Consider the following 15,951-nt stretch of genomic DNA (forward strand, 5'->3'; position numbering starts at 1 on the left):
CTCATATAGATAAAAGTTAAAAAGGACGGTGACAGATATGCATGAGTTAGGTGTTGTAATTGAAGTTGTGAAAAGTGTAGAAAGAGTTGTTGCAGAAAATAGTTTAAGCAAAGTAGATACTTTAGTACTTCAAATAGGAGAATTATCTTCAATGATTCCTAAATATATAGAGCAGTGTTTTCCAGTAGCTGTTGATGGAACGATTTTAGAAGATACGAAACTAGAAATTGAAATATTACCAGGCAATGCTATTTGTAAAGATTGTAATAAGGTATTTAATATACTTGAAAATAATAGTACTTGTCCTAAATGTAATAATAAGGATTTTGATATTTTAGGAGGTAAAGAATTTATGATAAAAGAAATAATTGCTTGCTAAAATGACAAATCGTAGTGAGCATAAATCCACTATGACTTAATTTTTGTAGTCATAACTAGTAATTCTGATATGATTAAGCTAGGAGATGAGTATCTGATAGTAGATAGGGGGGATATTTTTGGATAGATTGGAAGAATTACTAGAAAAAAAGTTTTTAAAAGATAGTGAATTATTAGAACTTGAAGACAATGAAAAGGTACTAAAGTGTAAGTATATTAAACCATATAATGCACACTATAATGAGTTTTTAGTAGTATTAAATGAAGATGGTGAAATAGTAGAATATAACATATACTTAAAACATAGATAAAGTATATTTAAATAAAAAAAGGAGTCATATTGACTCCTTTTTTCATTTATTAATTATTATTCTATTCTTGTATAGATTTATTGTTTTTTTCATGATAGATTTTTTTCATCATATAAATAAATACTGTTAAAGCAAAAAGTATTAGTAAACCAGTCATAACAACTTTAGCTGAACCTGTTAACATACCACCTACATAAGAGTAAACTATTGTTGCTGGAAGTTGGCCAATACCAGTAGCAATTATGAAAGGTATAAACTTCATAGAAGTAAGACCAGCAGCATAACTTACTAGGTCAAATGACATAAAAGGTAATAATCTTGCTATTAGTATTGTATGCTTACCATATCTATTAAAAAAGTCATCAATGCTATCTAAAGCGTATTTACTTGTAAGCTTAATAACAACATCTCTTCCTAAATATTTTGCTATACAAAAACATAAAGCAGCTCCAGCCATAGCACTCGCCCAAGAAAGCATTGCTCCATAAATCCATCCAAATATTGTAGCATTTGCAAATGTTATTAAAAATGCAGGTAATGGTGCAGCTACAGATTGAAGTAACATAAGTGCAAAAGAAATTATTGGAGCCCATATTCCAAATGATAGTATATATTCTTTTACAGCATCCAAATCTAATGAGCTAAGGGATACAATCATTTGATTTACCATATTATTTACTGGAGGTACAAAGAAATAAATAGCAATAATCCCTAATAATATGACTATTTTAGTTAACATATTTTTATTTTTAGTATTAATTATACTCAACCCCTATCTTAATTAAAATTAAAATTTTATAATCTATTATTACAATTACCATATAATTATAACAAAATAATACAATATGAAATTACAAATGTAGAAATAAAGCATAGAAAATAACTATAAAGAATATTAGCATTATAGAACATATCTATAATACTATTTAATTTGCAAACTATGTAAAAAAATGTATTATTATAGAGAGTGGAGTAAATATATTAATAAGTAATAAATAATAGGATGTGAAATGATTAATGAAGATAAATTTAAGTAAAGAGACCTTAGAAGAAATAACTATTAATGAAAGTAAGTGTATAGATTGTAAAAGATGTTACAAACCATGTCCAATGATGAGAGAATATTCATCTTCTCCAAAATCTTTAATGAAAGATATCCTTGATGAAAGTAAAGTAGATAAAAATATACCTTATTCATGTATGCTTTGTGGAGCATGTGATAACAAATGCCCTAAAGATATTGATGTGAAAAATATGTTTTATAACATGAGAAAAGATATTTTTAAAAATAATAAAAAGGATTTAAAAGATATTGGCTACAATACAATTAAATTTCATCAAATAAATAGTTTTTCTCCAATTTTTTCAAGTAGTGTTAATAACATTAAAAGTAAAAGGATATTTTTACCTGGGTGTAGTTTGTCTAGTTATAACCCTGAATTAATACAAGATACATTTGAGTATTTAAAAGAAAACTTAGGTGATATTTCTCTTGTAATGCAGTGTTGTGGAAAGCCAACAGAAGCTATGGGTGATATGAAAAAGTTTAAAGCTTATTACTCGAAGCTAGAAAAAATGTTTAAGGAAGAAAATATAACTGAAGTTATTGTAGCCTGTCCAAATTGTTTGAAAACAATAAGAAAGTATAGTGAAAATGTTAAAGTTACTCCTATATGGGAGATTATAAGAAAATATGGATTGCCAAATGAGGTAGTGAATAATTATAGGAATTTAGGTATTAGTTTTACACTACACGATCCATGCCCAATTAGGAAAGAAAATAACATACATGATGATGTTAGAGGTATACTATATAACCTTGGACTTGATATAGTTGAATTTGATAAAAATAGAGAAAATAGTGAGTGTTGTGGTTCGGGTGGTATGGTAAGAGCAACAAACTCAAATATATCATCCAAACAAAGTAATAAAAGAGCAGAAGATGCAAAAACTGATACTGTAATATCTTACTGTCAGTCTTGCTGTGAATCAATGTTAATTGCAAATAAAAAAACATTACATGTGTTAGATTTTATTTTTAATAAAGACGTAATAGATAAAAATAGTTTCACTCAAAAATCTACATCTGCTTTAAAGAAATGGAACAACAGATATAAATCTAAGGTGATGGTTAAGGTGAATAATATAGTACCTTAATTGGTAACGTATAGAAAAATATTGAAATATTAAATATAATAAATGGAGGCTTTAATTTGTGAAAAAGGACAATTCAAAAGTAGTTAAGATATTAGTCAGTATACTAATAATTTTAACACTAGGATTTATTATTTATAAAATTTATAGTATGAATATTGGAATCGATGATATTAAGACTTATGTAGAATCATTTGGCAAAATTGGTGCATTAGTTTATATAATAATGTTTGCATTGGTGCCTTTAACTTTATTTCCAGATTCTATACTTGCAATTGCAGGTGGATTAGCCTTTGGATTAGCTAAAGGGTATATTTATACAACTATAGGTGCTTTAATTGGTGGAAGTATATCTTTTTATATTTCAAGAAAATTAGGAAGAAATGTAGTAAAAAAGTTAACTAAGGAAAAATTAGATAATTTAGAAGAAATGATAAATGAAAGAGGATTCTTTATAGTATTTATGTTAAGGCTAATACCATTATTTCCATTTGATATAATAAGTTATGGTGCAGGTTTAACTTCAATTTGCTATAAAGACTTTATACTTGCAACTTTTGTAGGAACTATTCCTGGAATATTAGTATTTACAAATATAGGTGCTGAATCTGTAAACATTGGAAGTAATAGTTTTTATGCATCTATTGCAGCTTTAATATTGTTGTTTGTAATTTCTATATTCTTAAAAAATAAATTTTTAAATAAAGAAACAAAATTAGAGAATTAATAGCAAAAATTATTAAAAGATAAGGAGCAAAAATGTTAGACACACATGCAAGAAAATATGTAAATCCAATAATAGAATTTGGAGCAAAGTTTTTTATTAAATGCAATCTAAGTGCAAATAATGTTACTTTTATTGCATTATTAATAGGATTGTCTACATCAATATTCATTTATTTTGATATGCCAATTGTTGCAGCTCTCTTACTATGGCTATCGGGATATTTAGATGCTGTAGATGGTGCTATAGCAAGAAGAAGTAATACATCTTCTTCATTTGGTACTCTATTAGACATTGTTAGTGACAGATTAGTAGAAATAGGAATGATAGTAGTACTTGGATTAAAATATGACCATGTTAGGTTTGAACTTATTATATTATTAGCATGCATTCTTATATCAATGACAGTATTCTTAACGGTAGGTGCATTAACAGAGAAAAATGGGATGAAATCTTTTTACTATCAAGCGGGAGTAGCTGAAAGAAGTGAAGGGTTTATATTATTTAGTATTATGTTTTTATTTCCTAGCTATCTTAATATAACTACAAACATATTATCTTTTTTAATATTAGTCACAGTAGGACAAAGATTTTTGGAAGCTAAAAAAATATTAGATTAAAATAGAAAGGGAGATAAATTAATGAAACAAAAAATATGCTTAATAATGTGCCTAATACTTAGTATTACTTTTGTTGGTTGCTCAAAACCAACTAATGAAAGCACTAAAAATATACTAGAAAGTAGTTACGAGGAAATATTAGAATCTGCAAAAGGAAGTGCAGTTAGTTTTTATGGTTATGGTGGAAATGAAGTGATGAATAAATGGTTTGACACTTATGTAATACCACAAATGAAAGAAAAATATGATGTTACTGTAAAAAGAGTAGGAATGAATATTGACGATATTTTAAATCAACTAATGTCAGAAAAACAGGCAGGAAGTGATAAAGGTGTTATAGATGTGGTTTGGATAAATGGAGAAAACTTTAAGAATGCAAAAGAAAACGAATTATTATTTGGACCTTTTGTAGACAAGCTACCTAACTACAAAAATTATGTAGATGGAAATTCGAAAGAAATAACTACGGACTTTGGAACAGAAGTAGAAGGTATGGAAGCGCCATGGGGTAAATCTCAATTTGCTTTAGTTAAAAATTCATCTAATGTTCCAAGTGAAATAACGGATACAGAAAGTTTAAAAGCATTTATAAAAGAAAATCCAGGTAAATTTACATATGCAGCATTACCAGACTTTGAAGGAAGTGCATTCGTAAGAAATGTAATATACGATATTGTAGGTTATGAAAAAGTAGCTAATCTAGAAGAAGATGAAGAAAAGGTAAAAGAAGTAATACAACCTGCAATAGATTATTTAAATGAAATAAAGCCATATTTATGGAATAAAGGAGAAACATACCCAGCTACTACACCTCAATTAGATAATATGTACTCTGATAATGAGGTATACTTTACAATGACTTATGCACCAAATATGGTTCAAGGAAGAATTGATACTAAGGAATTTAGCAAAGACTCAACAATTGTAGAATTTGATAAAGGAAATATTAGCAATACTCATTTTCTAGCAATACCTAATAATTCAAAAAATAAAGCAGGAGCAATGGTACTTACTGATTTTCTAATGAGTATAGATGCTCAAGGATCTAAAACTGATACAGCTAACTGGGGGGATATAACAGTTTTAGATATGGGTAAAGTACCAAGTGAAGAAAAAGTTAAGTTTAAAGATACATCAAATATTGAAAAGTCAGTACCTGAATTAAAGGCAGGTTTAGTACCAATAATAGAAAAAATATGGACTAATGAGGTTTTAAATGGAAAAAAATAAATTAAAGCCATACTTATTACTAACACCTATTTCAGTATTATTAATAACTATTATGAGCATTGGTCTATTTAATTGTGTAATTCAAAGTTTAGGATATTTTCCACAGATAGGGCAAAATGAATTGACTCTAAATTATTATAAGGAGGTTTTAAGAGATGAGAATTTCTTGAAATCTCTTCTATTTAGTATAAAAACATCTTTTATTTCTACGTTCTTGTCAGTAATAATAGGTGTTTTATTTGCGTATATTCTGTCTCAAAGTAAAAGTTCAAAAATAAGAGATTATTTATTAAATTTACCAGTAATAGTTCCTCATATTGTGGTGGTATTATTAATGATTACCATATTTTCGCAAACGGGCATTGTATCAAGAATATTATATAACCTTAATATTATTACTGATTCGCAAGAGTTTAGATTTAACTTATTTGATAGTAAGGGGATAGGAGTAATACTAGTATATTTATGGAAAGGTATACCATTTACAGCAATAACCACTTACAACATATTGAAAAGCATTAATGGAAAATTAGAAAAAGTATCAATAAACCTAGGTGCTACAAAATTGCAAAGCTTTAGATATATAGCATTACCACTATCAATGCCAGCAGTAATATCATCATTTATTATATTGTTTGCCTTTTCGTTTGGATCATATGAAGTACCTTATTTAATAGGAGCCACAACTCCAAAGGCTCTGTCAGTTCAAGCATACATAAGCTATACAAGTTCTGATTTAGGACAGAGGATAAACTCTATGGTCATAAATGTTGTTTTATCGGTTGTTAGTTTTATATTATTAATAGTTTATAATAAAGTTTTTGAGAAAAGTAATAAATATAAAGTATAGGTGAGATCATGAGAGATAATTTAAAAAAACTATTATCAAATTTAATACTTATTATTTTTTTATCGCCATTATTAATACTTTGTGTGTGGTCATGTGCAAGCACATGGGCATATCCTCATTTGCTTCCTACAGAAACTTCATTTAGAGGATTTGAGTATATATTTACAAACCAAAGTATATGTTCAATTATATATAGTTTTATTATTTCAATTATAGTTGTACTTATTACTTTACTTATAAGTATTCCAGCAGCTAAGGCAATTACTATATATAACTTTAAGGGTAAGAAGTTTTTTGAGCTATTAATATTATCACCTATTATAGTTCCTTTAATATGTGTGGCCATGGGAATACATATTATGTTTATAAAAATAGGAATAGCTAACACTTTATTGGGTGTTATAATAATAAATATTTTACCTTGTATTCCTTATGCTGTAAGAATATTAGGAGATTCATATTTGTTAATAGGAGATAAACTAGAAGTTCAAGGGAAAATGTTAGGAGCATCAACATTTAATGTTTTTAGGTATATTACTTTCCCACTTCTAATACCAGGCATAATAGGTGCGGCTAGTATGTCATTTATTATATCTTTTAGCCAGTATTTTCTTACAATATTAATTGGAGGAGGGCGTATTATTACATATCCTATGATTATGTTTCCATACATACAAAGCGGTGATAGAACAATAGCATCTTTATATAGTATTGTATTTTTAATAGTAAGTATTATAGTATTAATATTAGTAGAAAGTAGTGTAAAAAAATATAATAAATTACAAAGTGATTCGGGAAGAAATGAAATTTAAGGAGAAGAGTTATGTCATGTGTAAAACTTGTCAACATAACAAAAAAGTTTAGTAACAAAAATGTATTAAATAATATTGACTTAGAAATAAATGAAGGAGAAATTATTTCATTATTAGGAAAGTCAGGCTGTGGAAAAAGTACTACTCTACAATTGATAGCAGGACTTATTAGTCCTGATAGTGGAGATATTTTATTTAATAATGAAAGTGTAATAGATTTGCCAACAGAAAAAAGAGATGCAGTAATAGTATTTCAAGAATATTTATTATTTCCTCATATGAGTGTATTTGAAAATATTGAATTTGGTCTTAAAATGCGTAAAGTTGATAAAAAGATAAGAAAAGAAAAAGTAAATGAATTATTAAGATTAGTAAAGCTAGAAGGATATGAAAAGAAATACCCATATGAATTATCTGGCGGTCAAAAACAAAGAGTTGCAATAGCAAGATCTATAGCTGTTAATCCAAAAATATTACTGCTTGATGAGCCTTTTTCAAATCTGGATATTAATCTTAGAAATGAAATGAGAGAATTTGTTTTAGAACTTCAAAAAAGATTAAACATTACCACAGTATTAGTAACTCACGATAAAGAAGAAGCTTTAATGATGAGTGAAAGAATTGCTGTTATGATTGATGGAGAAATAAAACAGTTTGATAAGCCTGAGATTTTATATGAAAATCCTATAAGTAAAGAGATAGCTAATATTTTTGGAGAGCGTAACTTTATTAAAGGAAAAGTTATTAATAATAGGTTTATAAGTAATAGCATAGTGTTAGACATAAATATTAATACTAATGCTGATTTGAATAATGATATAGAGCTTATGATTCCTATTGAAAATATTATTATTAGTAGTATTACAGAAGATAATATTACTGGTAGTATAATCAAAAAAAGATATGCTGGAGGTAAAACATATTATAATATTGATGTTAATGGTCAGGTGCTAAAGGCTATTTCTAGTGAGAATAATTATTTAATTAATGAAAGTGTTGGAATTATTATTGATGATAAAAATATATTATGCTTTAATACTTAAATAAAAAATAGGTTTTAGATTTAGTAATAAAAAAGGAGCGATAGCTCCTTTTTTTATTAAAGCAATATAGTGATTATCTATAATGAGATGCTTGAATATAGAAATATTCAATTATACATGAAAAAATAATTTGATATAATAATTATGGGAAAAAAATACAGAAATTTGGGGGATCAAGATGAAAATAAATAAAAAAGTAAGATCATTATTATTAGCAGCAGTTTTGACTGTATCTTTTGCAAGTTTAGTTGGATGTACTAACAAGAATGAAGAAACAAATAACTCAGGTCAAACTGAGCAAGCTACAAATACATACAAAGATATTAAAGGTGATGAAGCTCTTAAATTAATAGAAGATAGTAAAGAAATAGTAATAATAGATGTTAGAGGTAAAGAAGATTACGAAAAAGGTCATTTAACTAATGCGATAAATATATCTGTAGATGATATAGAAGGAAGATTAAATGAATTAGAATCATATAAAGATAAGCCAATAGTATTATACTGTAACTCAGGTAAGAAAAGTGGAGAAGCAGCAAAAATATTAGCAGACAATGGATTTAAGAATGTAAATAACGCTGAAGGTGTTAAAGATTATAAATACGATTTAGTGATATATAATGATGTAAATGGATATGATGCTGAAAAATTAATAAGTGAAAATAAGGATATTGTTGTAGTAGACGTAAGAGATGAAAAAGAATTCAAAGAAGGTCATATAGAAAATGCTATAAACATATCTTCTGAAGAAATAGAAAAAAGAATTGATGAATTAAGTGATGCTAAAGACAAAACAGTATTATTATACTGTAAGTCTGGAAGAAGAAGTGCAGAAAGTGCTAAGATACTTCAAGAAAAAGGATTCACAAATGTATATAACTCTGTAGATGGAGTTTCTGAGTATGAGTTTAAATTAGTAAAATAGTTTAGAGGAACCATTTTATATAAATTACTTATTAAAAATGGTTAATTTAATAAAATTAAATATATAATAAAACCATATTGAATATTTTCAATATGGTTTTTTTTGTGATATAGTAGTAAAGTATGTTAAAAAATGGAGATAATAAATGTGATGAAAGGAGATTGCAATTATGGCTAATAAAAATGATAAATATGAAATTATAGAAGATCCAAGATATAAACAATGTAATAAAGAAGCCTTAATGGGACTTTGCCTTGGTATATTAAACTTAATATGGTGGTTTGCTTGGGGATATGGGCTAGGCAATAAACCAGTATCAGAGTATACATACACATTTGGATTGCCAACATGGTTTTTTATGAGTTGTATAGTTGGAAGCATACTGTTTTCAATATTAACAATAGTTATGATTAATAAATTCTTTAAGCATATGTCCTTAGAAGTATTATCAGAAGAAGAAATTGAGAAATACAGAAAGGAGTATGAATAATGAATTCTATTAATTATGGAGTATTATTCCCAATAATCATATATTTTTGTGTTGTATTTGGTGTTGGTTTTTACTCTATGAAATATGTAAATGAAGCGAGAAATGGATCAAGTAAAAAAAATGAGTTTATGGATGAATATATGACTGGTGGAAGGGGATTAGGCGGTTTTGTCTTAGCCATGACATTAGTTACTACATATTTAAGCGCAGGAAGTTTTATAGGTGGTCCTGGAACTGCATATACACAAGGGCTAGGTTGGGTGTTTTTAGCAATGGCTCAGATGCCAACAGGATACTTTACTTTAGCAGTTTTAGGTAAGAAATTTGCAATAATAGCTAGAAAAATAAATGCAGTAACAATAACAGACTTTTTAAGAGAAAGATATAAGTCAGATGCAGTAGTAATACTTACTTCTATATCTATAGTTGCCTTCTTTGTTGCAGCTATGGCAGCACAGTGGATAGGTGCAGCAAGATTGTTGCAAGGTGCAGTAGGTCTTCCTTACTCTATAGCCTTAACAGCTTTTGGCGTAACTGTTATAGTTCATACTGTTATTGGAGGATTTAGAGCAGTAACGATTTCTGATACTGTTCAAGGTGTAATAATGACTATAGCAACAATTGCCATATTTGTTGGAACAGTTGTTGCAGGTGGAGGAATAGAAAACATAGTAAGTAATATGCAGGGAATTAATGAAGGATTAATTACTCCCTTTGGTGTAACTGAAGGAAATATGACCATAGCATGGGTAACTTCATTTTGGATACTCGTAGGATTTGCTGTTGTAGGGATTCCATCTGTATCTCAGAGGGCTATGAGTTATAAGGATACTAATAGTTTGCACCAAGGACTAAAATATGGAACTGTAGTTTCTGTGATTTTACTATTAGGTATGCATTTAGTCGGAGCATTTGGTAGTACACTTGTAACAGGAATAGAGTCAGGAGACCTTGTTATACCTACATTAACTACACAGTTATTCCCATCTGTAATAGCAGGGTTATTATTAGCAGGTCCTTTAGCATCAATAATGTCTACGGTTGATTCTCAGTTACTTGTAGCGTCAGGAGCAATTGTAAATGATCTATATGCAAACTATATAAACCCAAAAATAAAAACTAATTCTAAAAAAATAGGTAAGATTAGTATATTAGCAACTAGTGTACTTGGAATAATTATATATATTGTTGCTTTTAATCCACCAGAGTTAATAGTATGGTTAAATATATACGCAAATGCAGGTACTATATCAACATTCTTATGGCCAATATTATTAGGCCTATACTGGAAAAGAGCAAATGCACAAGGGGCTTTAGCAGGAATAATATCTGGGGTAGGCTCATATATATTATTTAGCTACGTTTGGGTTAGACCTTTAGGAATGCACACTATAGTGCTTCCTTTAATAATTTCTTTAACACTTTTTGTAATAGTATCACTTAATACTAAGTCTCCATCAAGAGAAACTATTGAAACATTCTGGGGAGTATACACAAATAAAAAATAGGATAAGACTATGTAGGAGCTTAACAATAATGCTCCTATTTCTAATACTAAATTATTAGAGTTTAATAAAAATGATATTGAAGTTAGTTTAATAAAGCTGTATGATAATTATTATAAGTATGTATAATATATTCCGTGAGAAATAAATTAATATAGATTTAAGGAGGGATAATATGTCTAAATATATTAGGGAGCCTGTTAATGGATTTACTCATTTAGCAGGAGCAATACTTTCATTTATAGGATTACTAGCATTAGTAATAAAAACTACATTAAATAATCCAAGTGCTTTAGCGCTTACTTCAGTTATAATTTTTGGTACCAGTATGATACTTCTATATTCAGCATCAGCTATCTATCATATGGTTGTTTCTTCAGACAACGTAATTAAATTTTTGAGAAGACTTGATCACTCGATGATATTTATATTAATAGCTGGATCATATACACCATTTTGCTTAATAGCTTTACAAGGCATGCAAGGTTGGGTATTATATACAATTATTGCAACGGCTGCAGTAGCAGGTGTGTTATTTAAAATGATATGGTTTAAATGTCCAAGATGGATATCTACATTATTATATGTTGCCATGGGATGGGTTGCAGTTTTTGCAATAGCACCATTATATAAGGCATTATCATTAACTGGAGTGTCATTATTAGTTCTTGGTGGTGTTTTTTACACAATAGGTGCAGTAATTTATGCAGTAAAACCTAAGTGGATGAAAATGAAACATTTTGGATACCATGAAATATTCCATGTATTTATTATGTTAGGAAGCTTAACTCATTTCTTCTGTGTATTTAAATATGTAATATAGTTATTAAGATTTAATTAAATAATCTAGAATATTTATAGATATTAAAAGGTGAGCTAAAAATAGTTCACCTTTTTTAGTATAAAGAAATTATGATGGCTAATGTTAAGAAGTCGTTGAGTACATGAACGGAGGGAATTCTTTAATTATTTTTTAGTTGTACCTATTTGATCTTCTACAAAATCAACTGATTGTTGAGACAATATCTTAGCATAATAGTAAAATTCTAAAGCGTTATAGTATTCTGTATCATCCTCTGTATCTAACATTATTAATAATTCCGAAAGACCACGTCTGTAAAAATCAGCAGCATATTGCAGTAGTGCAATATTTCTTGCTTCCATACTATTTTCATTTACGTTGGATGCATAATTAGCAAGACTTGACTGGATACCTTGAATCTTAGTTGTATAAAAGTTTATCTCTTTTTTTAATTGAGAAATTTTTTCTATACTATCGGAGTTTTTAATGACTGTTTTACCAACTAAGTAGTAATCATTTTCTATTTCTTTTAAATCTTTGACAAAAGACCCAAATGATGGACCAGGTATATTAGCTAAAGCGCTTATGTTGATAGTAGCAAAGATTGATATTATTAAAGTTAATATTAGTAGTGAAATATATTTATTTTTAAACATGATGCACCTCTTTGTAATAAATTCTTATATTTATGCTTACCTTTTATATACTTTTTTATTACTGTAACATTAATGTCATAAATATAGTCTATAATAGATACCAAAAGAATCAATAAATAGATTAGATATAAAAGCTATGAATAAGATTTTTAATCAAGAAAAGTCAAAATATAGCTTACTAGTAAAATTTATTAAAAAAGAAGATTATATATTTGCAGTTGCAACAACCATTGAACACTCACAAGAAACTATGGAAATAATAAATAGATTTAATGTTATTATGAGTCTGTTTTCTGTAATATTAATTAGTATATTGACATTTATTTTATCTAATAAAATTATAAAACCTATAATCAAGTTAAATATATTATCACAGGACATTTCTAAACTAAACTTTAGAACAGAAGAAATGTAAATACATGTTACATTAATAAAAGTATATGGTATGGGAATATAAGATGGTATAGATGATGGAACATACTTAGCTACTATAATAGAAGAAAGTGGGAATCTAACAAATATTATTAATACTCTTTTATATTGGACTAAGTATGAAGAAAAAGAAATAAATAGAAGTAATTTTAAGTTAAGAGATAAGATAATGGATATATTAAAAAATATGAGATAGTTATTATGGATAATAATATTCAAGTTAGTACGAGATTTGATACTGAAGACTCTATAATAAATGGTATAAATAATATTAATAAAGATGAGCTAGAAAATCTTTGGAAGCCATTTTATGTAATTGAAAAATCTAGGAATAAAAAATTTTCTGGAACTGGATTAGGCTTAAGCTTAAGCATTGTAAAAGAAATACTAGAAGCCCATAAATATGAGTATGGCTTAGATATTAACGACGATAAAATTGAGTTTATATACTCTTTAAAATGATTTAATAAGTTAATGAATATTTAGTGAGAATTAGAGTAAATCTAATTCTCTTTTTTTATATGTCGCAGTATTGTAACATAACAATGATAAATTTATTATTAGTTAATTATATAATAAAAAAATAAAATAAAATAAACATTTGGAGGGTAGTTATGGTATTGTAGTGAAATAGAGAAATTTAAGAAATTATATAGGACAGATAAAATAATGATGTATATAGCAGCAAAAGGAGAAAGTATGAATAACAAAAAAATAAGTAATATAATTATAATAGCTATCTTAATTTTATTGACAAGTGTATATGGACTAGTGAAATATTTTTCATTGAAAGACATTAATAAATTACAAATAAATGTTAATAATTTTATAGACTATGTAGATAAAGTAAGTGAAAATAAGGCACAAATAAACTGGAAGTATGTTTGTGCAATAGTAGGAGTATTAGAAGATAACAACTTTAAAAAAGTAAGTGAAACAGATATTAAAAATATTGCAAGTAAATTTATAAATGATGAAAATAAGTTAAAATCATTGGATAGTGTTTTAAAAGAATTAAACTTTAATGAAAAAGAAATAAAAAGAATATATAAATATTTAGATGATCTTAAGTATTATGGCAAGGTGCCTAGCAAATTACAAGAAAATAGCAAATATATTAAGTTTATAGAGGAGATTAAAGAAGGAGCTATTAGTAACTATAGTAAATATGGAATACTTCCATCTATCACTATCGCTCAAGCAATACTAGAAACCGGTTGGGGTGAATCTGAATTAGCAAGTAAATATAATAATGTATTTGGAATTAAAGCAGATAAATCTTGGAATGGAGATACCATAACTTTAGAAACTAAGGAATACTTTGATACAATGATTAAAGATAAGTTTAGAGTTTATAAAGATAAAAATCAATCTATAGATGACCACGGAAAGTTTTTATACGAAAATAATAGATACAAAGAGTATGGATTATTTAGTGGAAATACTTATTTGTATCAAACTAAAGCTCTACAAGATGCAGGATATAGTACACATATGGATGAAAAAGGTGAGAAAATATATGCAAAACAGATTATTCAGATAATTCAACAATATAACTTACAAATTATTGATAGTGAAGTTCAAAGTAAATCGTAATATAATAAATAATATAGGCGTCGGGAAAATCGACGCCTGTTTGTATAAATAATGTTATATGATTTATAATACTGGCTTATTTGAATTCCCTCTAACATCAACATCTATTATTTCTATTACTTCATCGCCTCTATATCCAACAAGGTAACTAGTCATATTTGCACATGAACATGAGTGATTTGGTATTATTTGTATTTTATCGCCAACTTTAAGGTTTGTCTCACCAACGATTTGTATTTTACCAACTTCTTCAGAAAGACCAATAACATTTAATTCATTATGACCTTTTACCTTACCAAATCCTGTAATTAAAGAACTTCCGTGAGCCCCCTTATCAAGACCTAAGCATTTACTTCCTACATCTACTATAAATAAGTCTTCGCTTGGTTTAGATATTATTGTTCCTAAAGCTGTTAGTGAACAATCTTCTTCTTTGCATATGTTAAGTGATAATTGTATATTGTCGTAGAAAGGATAGTTTCCAGGTCTTAGTACATCTAAGTTTGTATCTCCAACTACATCGAAGAATGTAGGAGTACTTCCTGTAGCAACAACGTCAATATTAAATCCATTTTCAACTAATAGTTTTTTAGCAGTAGTCATTCTTTCTATTTCTTGACTAGATATTGGTTTTACTTCTTCTGGTTTTGTAACTGCATAAACATGACCAGGATGTGTACTTATACCTAATAACTTTAAATTTTCAAACTGAGATATTTCTTTTGCTAAAGCTGGCGCATTCTCAGGTGTAACACCTAATCTATTAAGACCAGAATTTATTAATATGAAGTATTCCATAGATAAATTTTCATTAGCTAACTCATTGTTCCAAACGTCTGCAGATTCGGTACTATCAAAACTTAGTATTATTTTTGCTTTTTTTGAAAGCTCGATAAATCTTTTTATATTTGCAATATTAACGATAGGGTAAGGGAATGTTATAGCTTTAACTCCAGCATTTACGAAAGCCTCTGCTTCATCTACCGTTCCAACTAATAATCCTTTTGCTCCAAATTCTATTTGCTTTTTTGCTAATTGAGTAGATTTATGAGTTTTAGTCATTGGCCATAGTTCTTTTCCATGCTGATTACATAAATCTTGAACCTTTTTTAAGTTATTTTCTAAAGCATCTAGATTTAATATAAAATTAGGTGTTGATAATTCGTATATTTTCATGATTTGGTCTCCTTGATTAAAGAATATTTAATAAATTTGATAATAATTAACTTATATTTAATATATAACAAATAAAAAAACGTTTGTCAAATTATATTTTTACTCAAAGTTAAGGAATTATTAAAAACAAGGAAAAAAACAAAAAAAAGAAGAAGGTATTATTATAAAGTTATTAAATTAAAAATAATATTTCATATAAAGAGGAAATATATATAAATATTAGTAATAAAAAATTAAGCAAATATCT

Annotated in this window: 19 protein-coding genes; 16 read left to right on the top strand and 3 right to left on the bottom strand. The window is 27.4% G+C overall.

Annotation, left to right across the window (positions count from 1 at the left end; all coding sequences use genetic code 11):
* Nucleotides 1–37: 37 nt before the first annotated feature.
* A complete protein-coding gene (locus tag ACI48P_RS06575) occupies nucleotides 38–379 on the top strand; it encodes a hydrogenase maturation nickel metallochaperone HypA/HybF (protein WP_475214684.1) in 342 nt (113 codons plus the stop codon).
* Between the two features lie 118 nt (nucleotides 380–497).
* Nucleotides 498–689 (top strand): hypothetical protein, encoded by a 192-nt coding sequence (locus ACI48P_RS06580; protein ID WP_475214685.1) that lies wholly within the window; start codon nucleotides 498–500, stop codon nucleotides 687–689.
* A 61-nt stretch (nucleotides 690–750) separates the two neighbouring features.
* On the opposite strand, the gene ACI48P_RS06585 is transcribed toward ACI48P_RS06580, so the two are convergent.
* A complete protein-coding gene (locus tag ACI48P_RS06585; RefSeq protein WP_475214686.1) occupies nucleotides 751–1,458 on the bottom strand; it encodes a TVP38/TMEM64 family protein in 708 nt (235 codons plus the stop codon).
* A gap of 248 nt (nucleotides 1,459–1,706) precedes the next feature.
* Here ACI48P_RS06585 and ACI48P_RS06590 point away from each other — a divergent pair, with 248 nt between their 5' ends.
* From ACI48P_RS06590 to trhA, 11 genes are all read left to right on the top strand, one after another.
* A complete protein-coding gene (locus ACI48P_RS06590; protein WP_475214687.1) occupies nucleotides 1,707–2,846 on the top strand; it encodes a (Fe-S)-binding protein in 1,140 nt (379 codons plus the stop codon).
* A 58-nt stretch (nucleotides 2,847–2,904) separates the two neighbouring features.
* Entirely contained in the window at nucleotides 2,905–3,570 is a 666-nt protein-coding gene (locus ACI48P_RS06595; RefSeq protein ID WP_475214688.1) for a TVP38/TMEM64 family protein, read from the top strand.
* A gap of 32 nt (nucleotides 3,571–3,602) precedes the next feature.
* Nucleotides 3,603–4,187 carry a CDP-alcohol phosphatidyltransferase family protein gene (locus ACI48P_RS06600; RefSeq protein WP_475214689.1) on the top strand — a complete coding sequence of 195 codons (585 nt, stop codon included), beginning with the start codon at nucleotides 3,603–3,605 and terminating at the stop codon, nucleotides 4,185–4,187.
* A gap of 21 nt (nucleotides 4,188–4,208) precedes the next feature.
* Complete coding sequence (locus ACI48P_RS06605) at nucleotides 4,209–5,417, top strand: ABC transporter substrate-binding protein (protein ID WP_475214690.1); 1,209 nt, start codon at nucleotides 4,209–4,211, stop codon at nucleotides 5,415–5,417.
* Nucleotides 5,404–6,267: an ABC transporter permease gene (locus ACI48P_RS06610; protein WP_475214691.1), complete on the top strand. Its 864-nt coding sequence runs from the start codon at nucleotides 5,404–5,406 to the stop codon at nucleotides 6,265–6,267. The genes ACI48P_RS06605 and ACI48P_RS06610 overlap by 14 nt, the downstream gene beginning before the upstream one ends.
* A gap of 8 nt (nucleotides 6,268–6,275) precedes the next feature.
* Nucleotides 6,276–7,079, top strand: a complete 804-nt coding sequence (locus ACI48P_RS06615) for an ABC transporter permease (protein ID WP_475214692.1) — start codon at nucleotides 6,276–6,278, stop codon at nucleotides 7,077–7,079.
* Between the two features lie 11 nt (nucleotides 7,080–7,090).
* Nucleotides 7,091–8,122 carry an ABC transporter ATP-binding protein gene (locus tag ACI48P_RS06620; RefSeq protein WP_475214693.1) on the top strand — a complete coding sequence of 344 codons (1,032 nt, stop codon included), beginning with the start codon at nucleotides 7,091–7,093 and terminating at the stop codon, nucleotides 8,120–8,122.
* 178 nt (nucleotides 8,123–8,300) lie between these two features.
* Nucleotides 8,301–9,047 (top strand): rhodanese-like domain-containing protein, encoded by a 747-nt coding sequence (locus ACI48P_RS06625; RefSeq protein WP_475214694.1) that lies wholly within the window; start codon nucleotides 8,301–8,303, stop codon nucleotides 9,045–9,047.
* Nucleotides 9,048–9,216: 169 nt separating this feature from the next.
* The gene (locus ACI48P_RS06630; RefSeq protein WP_475214695.1) at nucleotides 9,217–9,537 is read left to right on the top strand and encodes a YhdT family protein; all 321 of its coding nucleotides are present in this window, start codon (nucleotides 9,217–9,219) and stop codon (nucleotides 9,535–9,537) included.
* On the top strand, nucleotides 9,537–11,045 hold the full coding sequence (gene panF, locus ACI48P_RS06635) for a sodium/pantothenate symporter (RefSeq protein WP_475214696.1): 1,509 nt from the start codon (nucleotides 9,537–9,539) through the stop codon (nucleotides 11,043–11,045). Before ACI48P_RS06630 ends, panF begins: the two co-directional genes overlap by 1 nt.
* A gap of 172 nt (nucleotides 11,046–11,217) precedes the next feature.
* A complete protein-coding gene (trhA, locus tag ACI48P_RS06640; protein WP_475214697.1) occupies nucleotides 11,218–11,865 on the top strand; it encodes a PAQR family membrane homeostasis protein TrhA in 648 nt (215 codons plus the stop codon).
* A gap of 143 nt (nucleotides 11,866–12,008) precedes the next feature.
* Here trhA and ACI48P_RS06645 read toward each other — a convergent pair whose 3' ends face one another.
* Entirely contained in the window at nucleotides 12,009–12,500 is a 492-nt protein-coding gene (locus ACI48P_RS06645; protein WP_475214698.1) for a hypothetical protein, read from the bottom strand.
* A 136-nt stretch (nucleotides 12,501–12,636) separates the two neighbouring features.
* On the opposite strand from ACI48P_RS06645, the gene ACI48P_RS06650 reads away from it, so the two are divergent.
* The 3 genes from ACI48P_RS06650 (at nucleotide 12,637) to ACI48P_RS06660 (ending at nucleotide 14,528) form a co-directional block, all read left to right on the top strand.
* Nucleotides 12,637–12,915, top strand: a complete 279-nt coding sequence (locus ACI48P_RS06650) for a hypothetical protein (protein ID WP_475214699.1) — start codon at nucleotides 12,637–12,639, stop codon at nucleotides 12,913–12,915.
* A 218-nt stretch (nucleotides 12,916–13,133) separates the two neighbouring features.
* Entirely contained in the window at nucleotides 13,134–13,394 is a 261-nt protein-coding gene (locus ACI48P_RS06655) for a hypothetical protein (RefSeq protein WP_475214700.1), read from the top strand.
* A gap of 237 nt (nucleotides 13,395–13,631) precedes the next feature.
* Complete coding sequence (locus ACI48P_RS06660; RefSeq protein ID WP_475214701.1) at nucleotides 13,632–14,528, top strand: glycoside hydrolase family 73 protein; 897 nt, start codon at nucleotides 13,632–13,634, stop codon at nucleotides 14,526–14,528.
* Between the two features lie 63 nt (nucleotides 14,529–14,591).
* Here the strand turns inward: ACI48P_RS06660 and ACI48P_RS06665 are convergent, their stop codons facing one another.
* Nucleotides 14,592–15,704 carry an alanine racemase gene (locus ACI48P_RS06665; RefSeq protein ID WP_475214702.1) on the bottom strand — a complete coding sequence of 371 codons (1,113 nt, stop codon included), beginning with the start codon at nucleotides 15,702–15,704 and terminating at the stop codon, nucleotides 14,592–14,594.
* Between the last annotated feature and the right edge of the window lie 247 nt (nucleotides 15,705–15,951).

The organism is Romboutsia sp. LXY-2 (genome assembly GCF_056171995.1).

Bases quoted from the DNA above. Each gene is read 5' to 3' on its own strand.
- ACI48P_RS06575 (WP_475214684.1), top strand. From the start codon at position 38: ATGCATGAGTTAGGTGTTGTAATTGAAGTTGTGAAAAGTGTAGAAAGA.
- ACI48P_RS06590 (WP_475214687.1), top strand. From the start codon at position 1,707: ATGAAGATAAATTTAAGTAAAGAGACCTTAGAAGAAATAACTATTAAT.
- ACI48P_RS06600 (WP_475214689.1), top strand. From the start codon at position 3,603: ATGTTAGACACACATGCAAGAAAATATGTAAATCCAATAATAGAATTT.
- ACI48P_RS06605 (WP_475214690.1), top strand. From the start codon at position 4,209: ATGAAACAAAAAATATGCTTAATAATGTGCCTAATACTTAGTATTACT.
- ACI48P_RS06610 (WP_475214691.1), top strand. From the start codon at position 5,404: ATGGAAAAAAATAAATTAAAGCCATACTTATTACTAACACCTATTTCA.
- ACI48P_RS06615 (WP_475214692.1), top strand. From the start codon at position 6,276: ATGAGAGATAATTTAAAAAAACTATTATCAAATTTAATACTTATTATT.
- ACI48P_RS06620 (WP_475214693.1), top strand. From the start codon at position 7,091: ATGTCATGTGTAAAACTTGTCAACATAACAAAAAAGTTTAGTAACAAA.
- ACI48P_RS06625 (WP_475214694.1), top strand. From the start codon at position 8,301: ATGAAAATAAATAAAAAAGTAAGATCATTATTATTAGCAGCAGTTTTG.
- ACI48P_RS06630 (WP_475214695.1), top strand. From the start codon at position 9,217: ATGGCTAATAAAAATGATAAATATGAAATTATAGAAGATCCAAGATAT.
- panF (WP_475214696.1), top strand. From the start codon at position 9,537: ATGAATTCTATTAATTATGGAGTATTATTCCCAATAATCATATATTTT.
- trhA (WP_475214697.1), top strand. From the start codon at position 11,218: ATGTCTAAATATATTAGGGAGCCTGTTAATGGATTTACTCATTTAGCA.
- ACI48P_RS06645 (WP_475214698.1), bottom strand. From the start codon at position 12,500: ATGTTTAAAAATAAATATATTTCACTACTAATATTAACTTTAATAATA.
- ACI48P_RS06650 (WP_475214699.1), top strand. From the start codon at position 12,637: ATGAATAAGATTTTTAATCAAGAAAAGTCAAAATATAGCTTACTAGTA.
- ACI48P_RS06655 (WP_475214700.1), top strand. From the start codon at position 13,134: ATGGATAATAATATTCAAGTTAGTACGAGATTTGATACTGAAGACTCT.
- ACI48P_RS06660 (WP_475214701.1), top strand. From the start codon at position 13,632: ATGAATAACAAAAAAATAAGTAATATAATTATAATAGCTATCTTAATT.
- ACI48P_RS06665 (WP_475214702.1), bottom strand. From the start codon at position 15,704: ATGAAAATATACGAATTATCAACACCTAATTTTATATTAAATCTAGAT.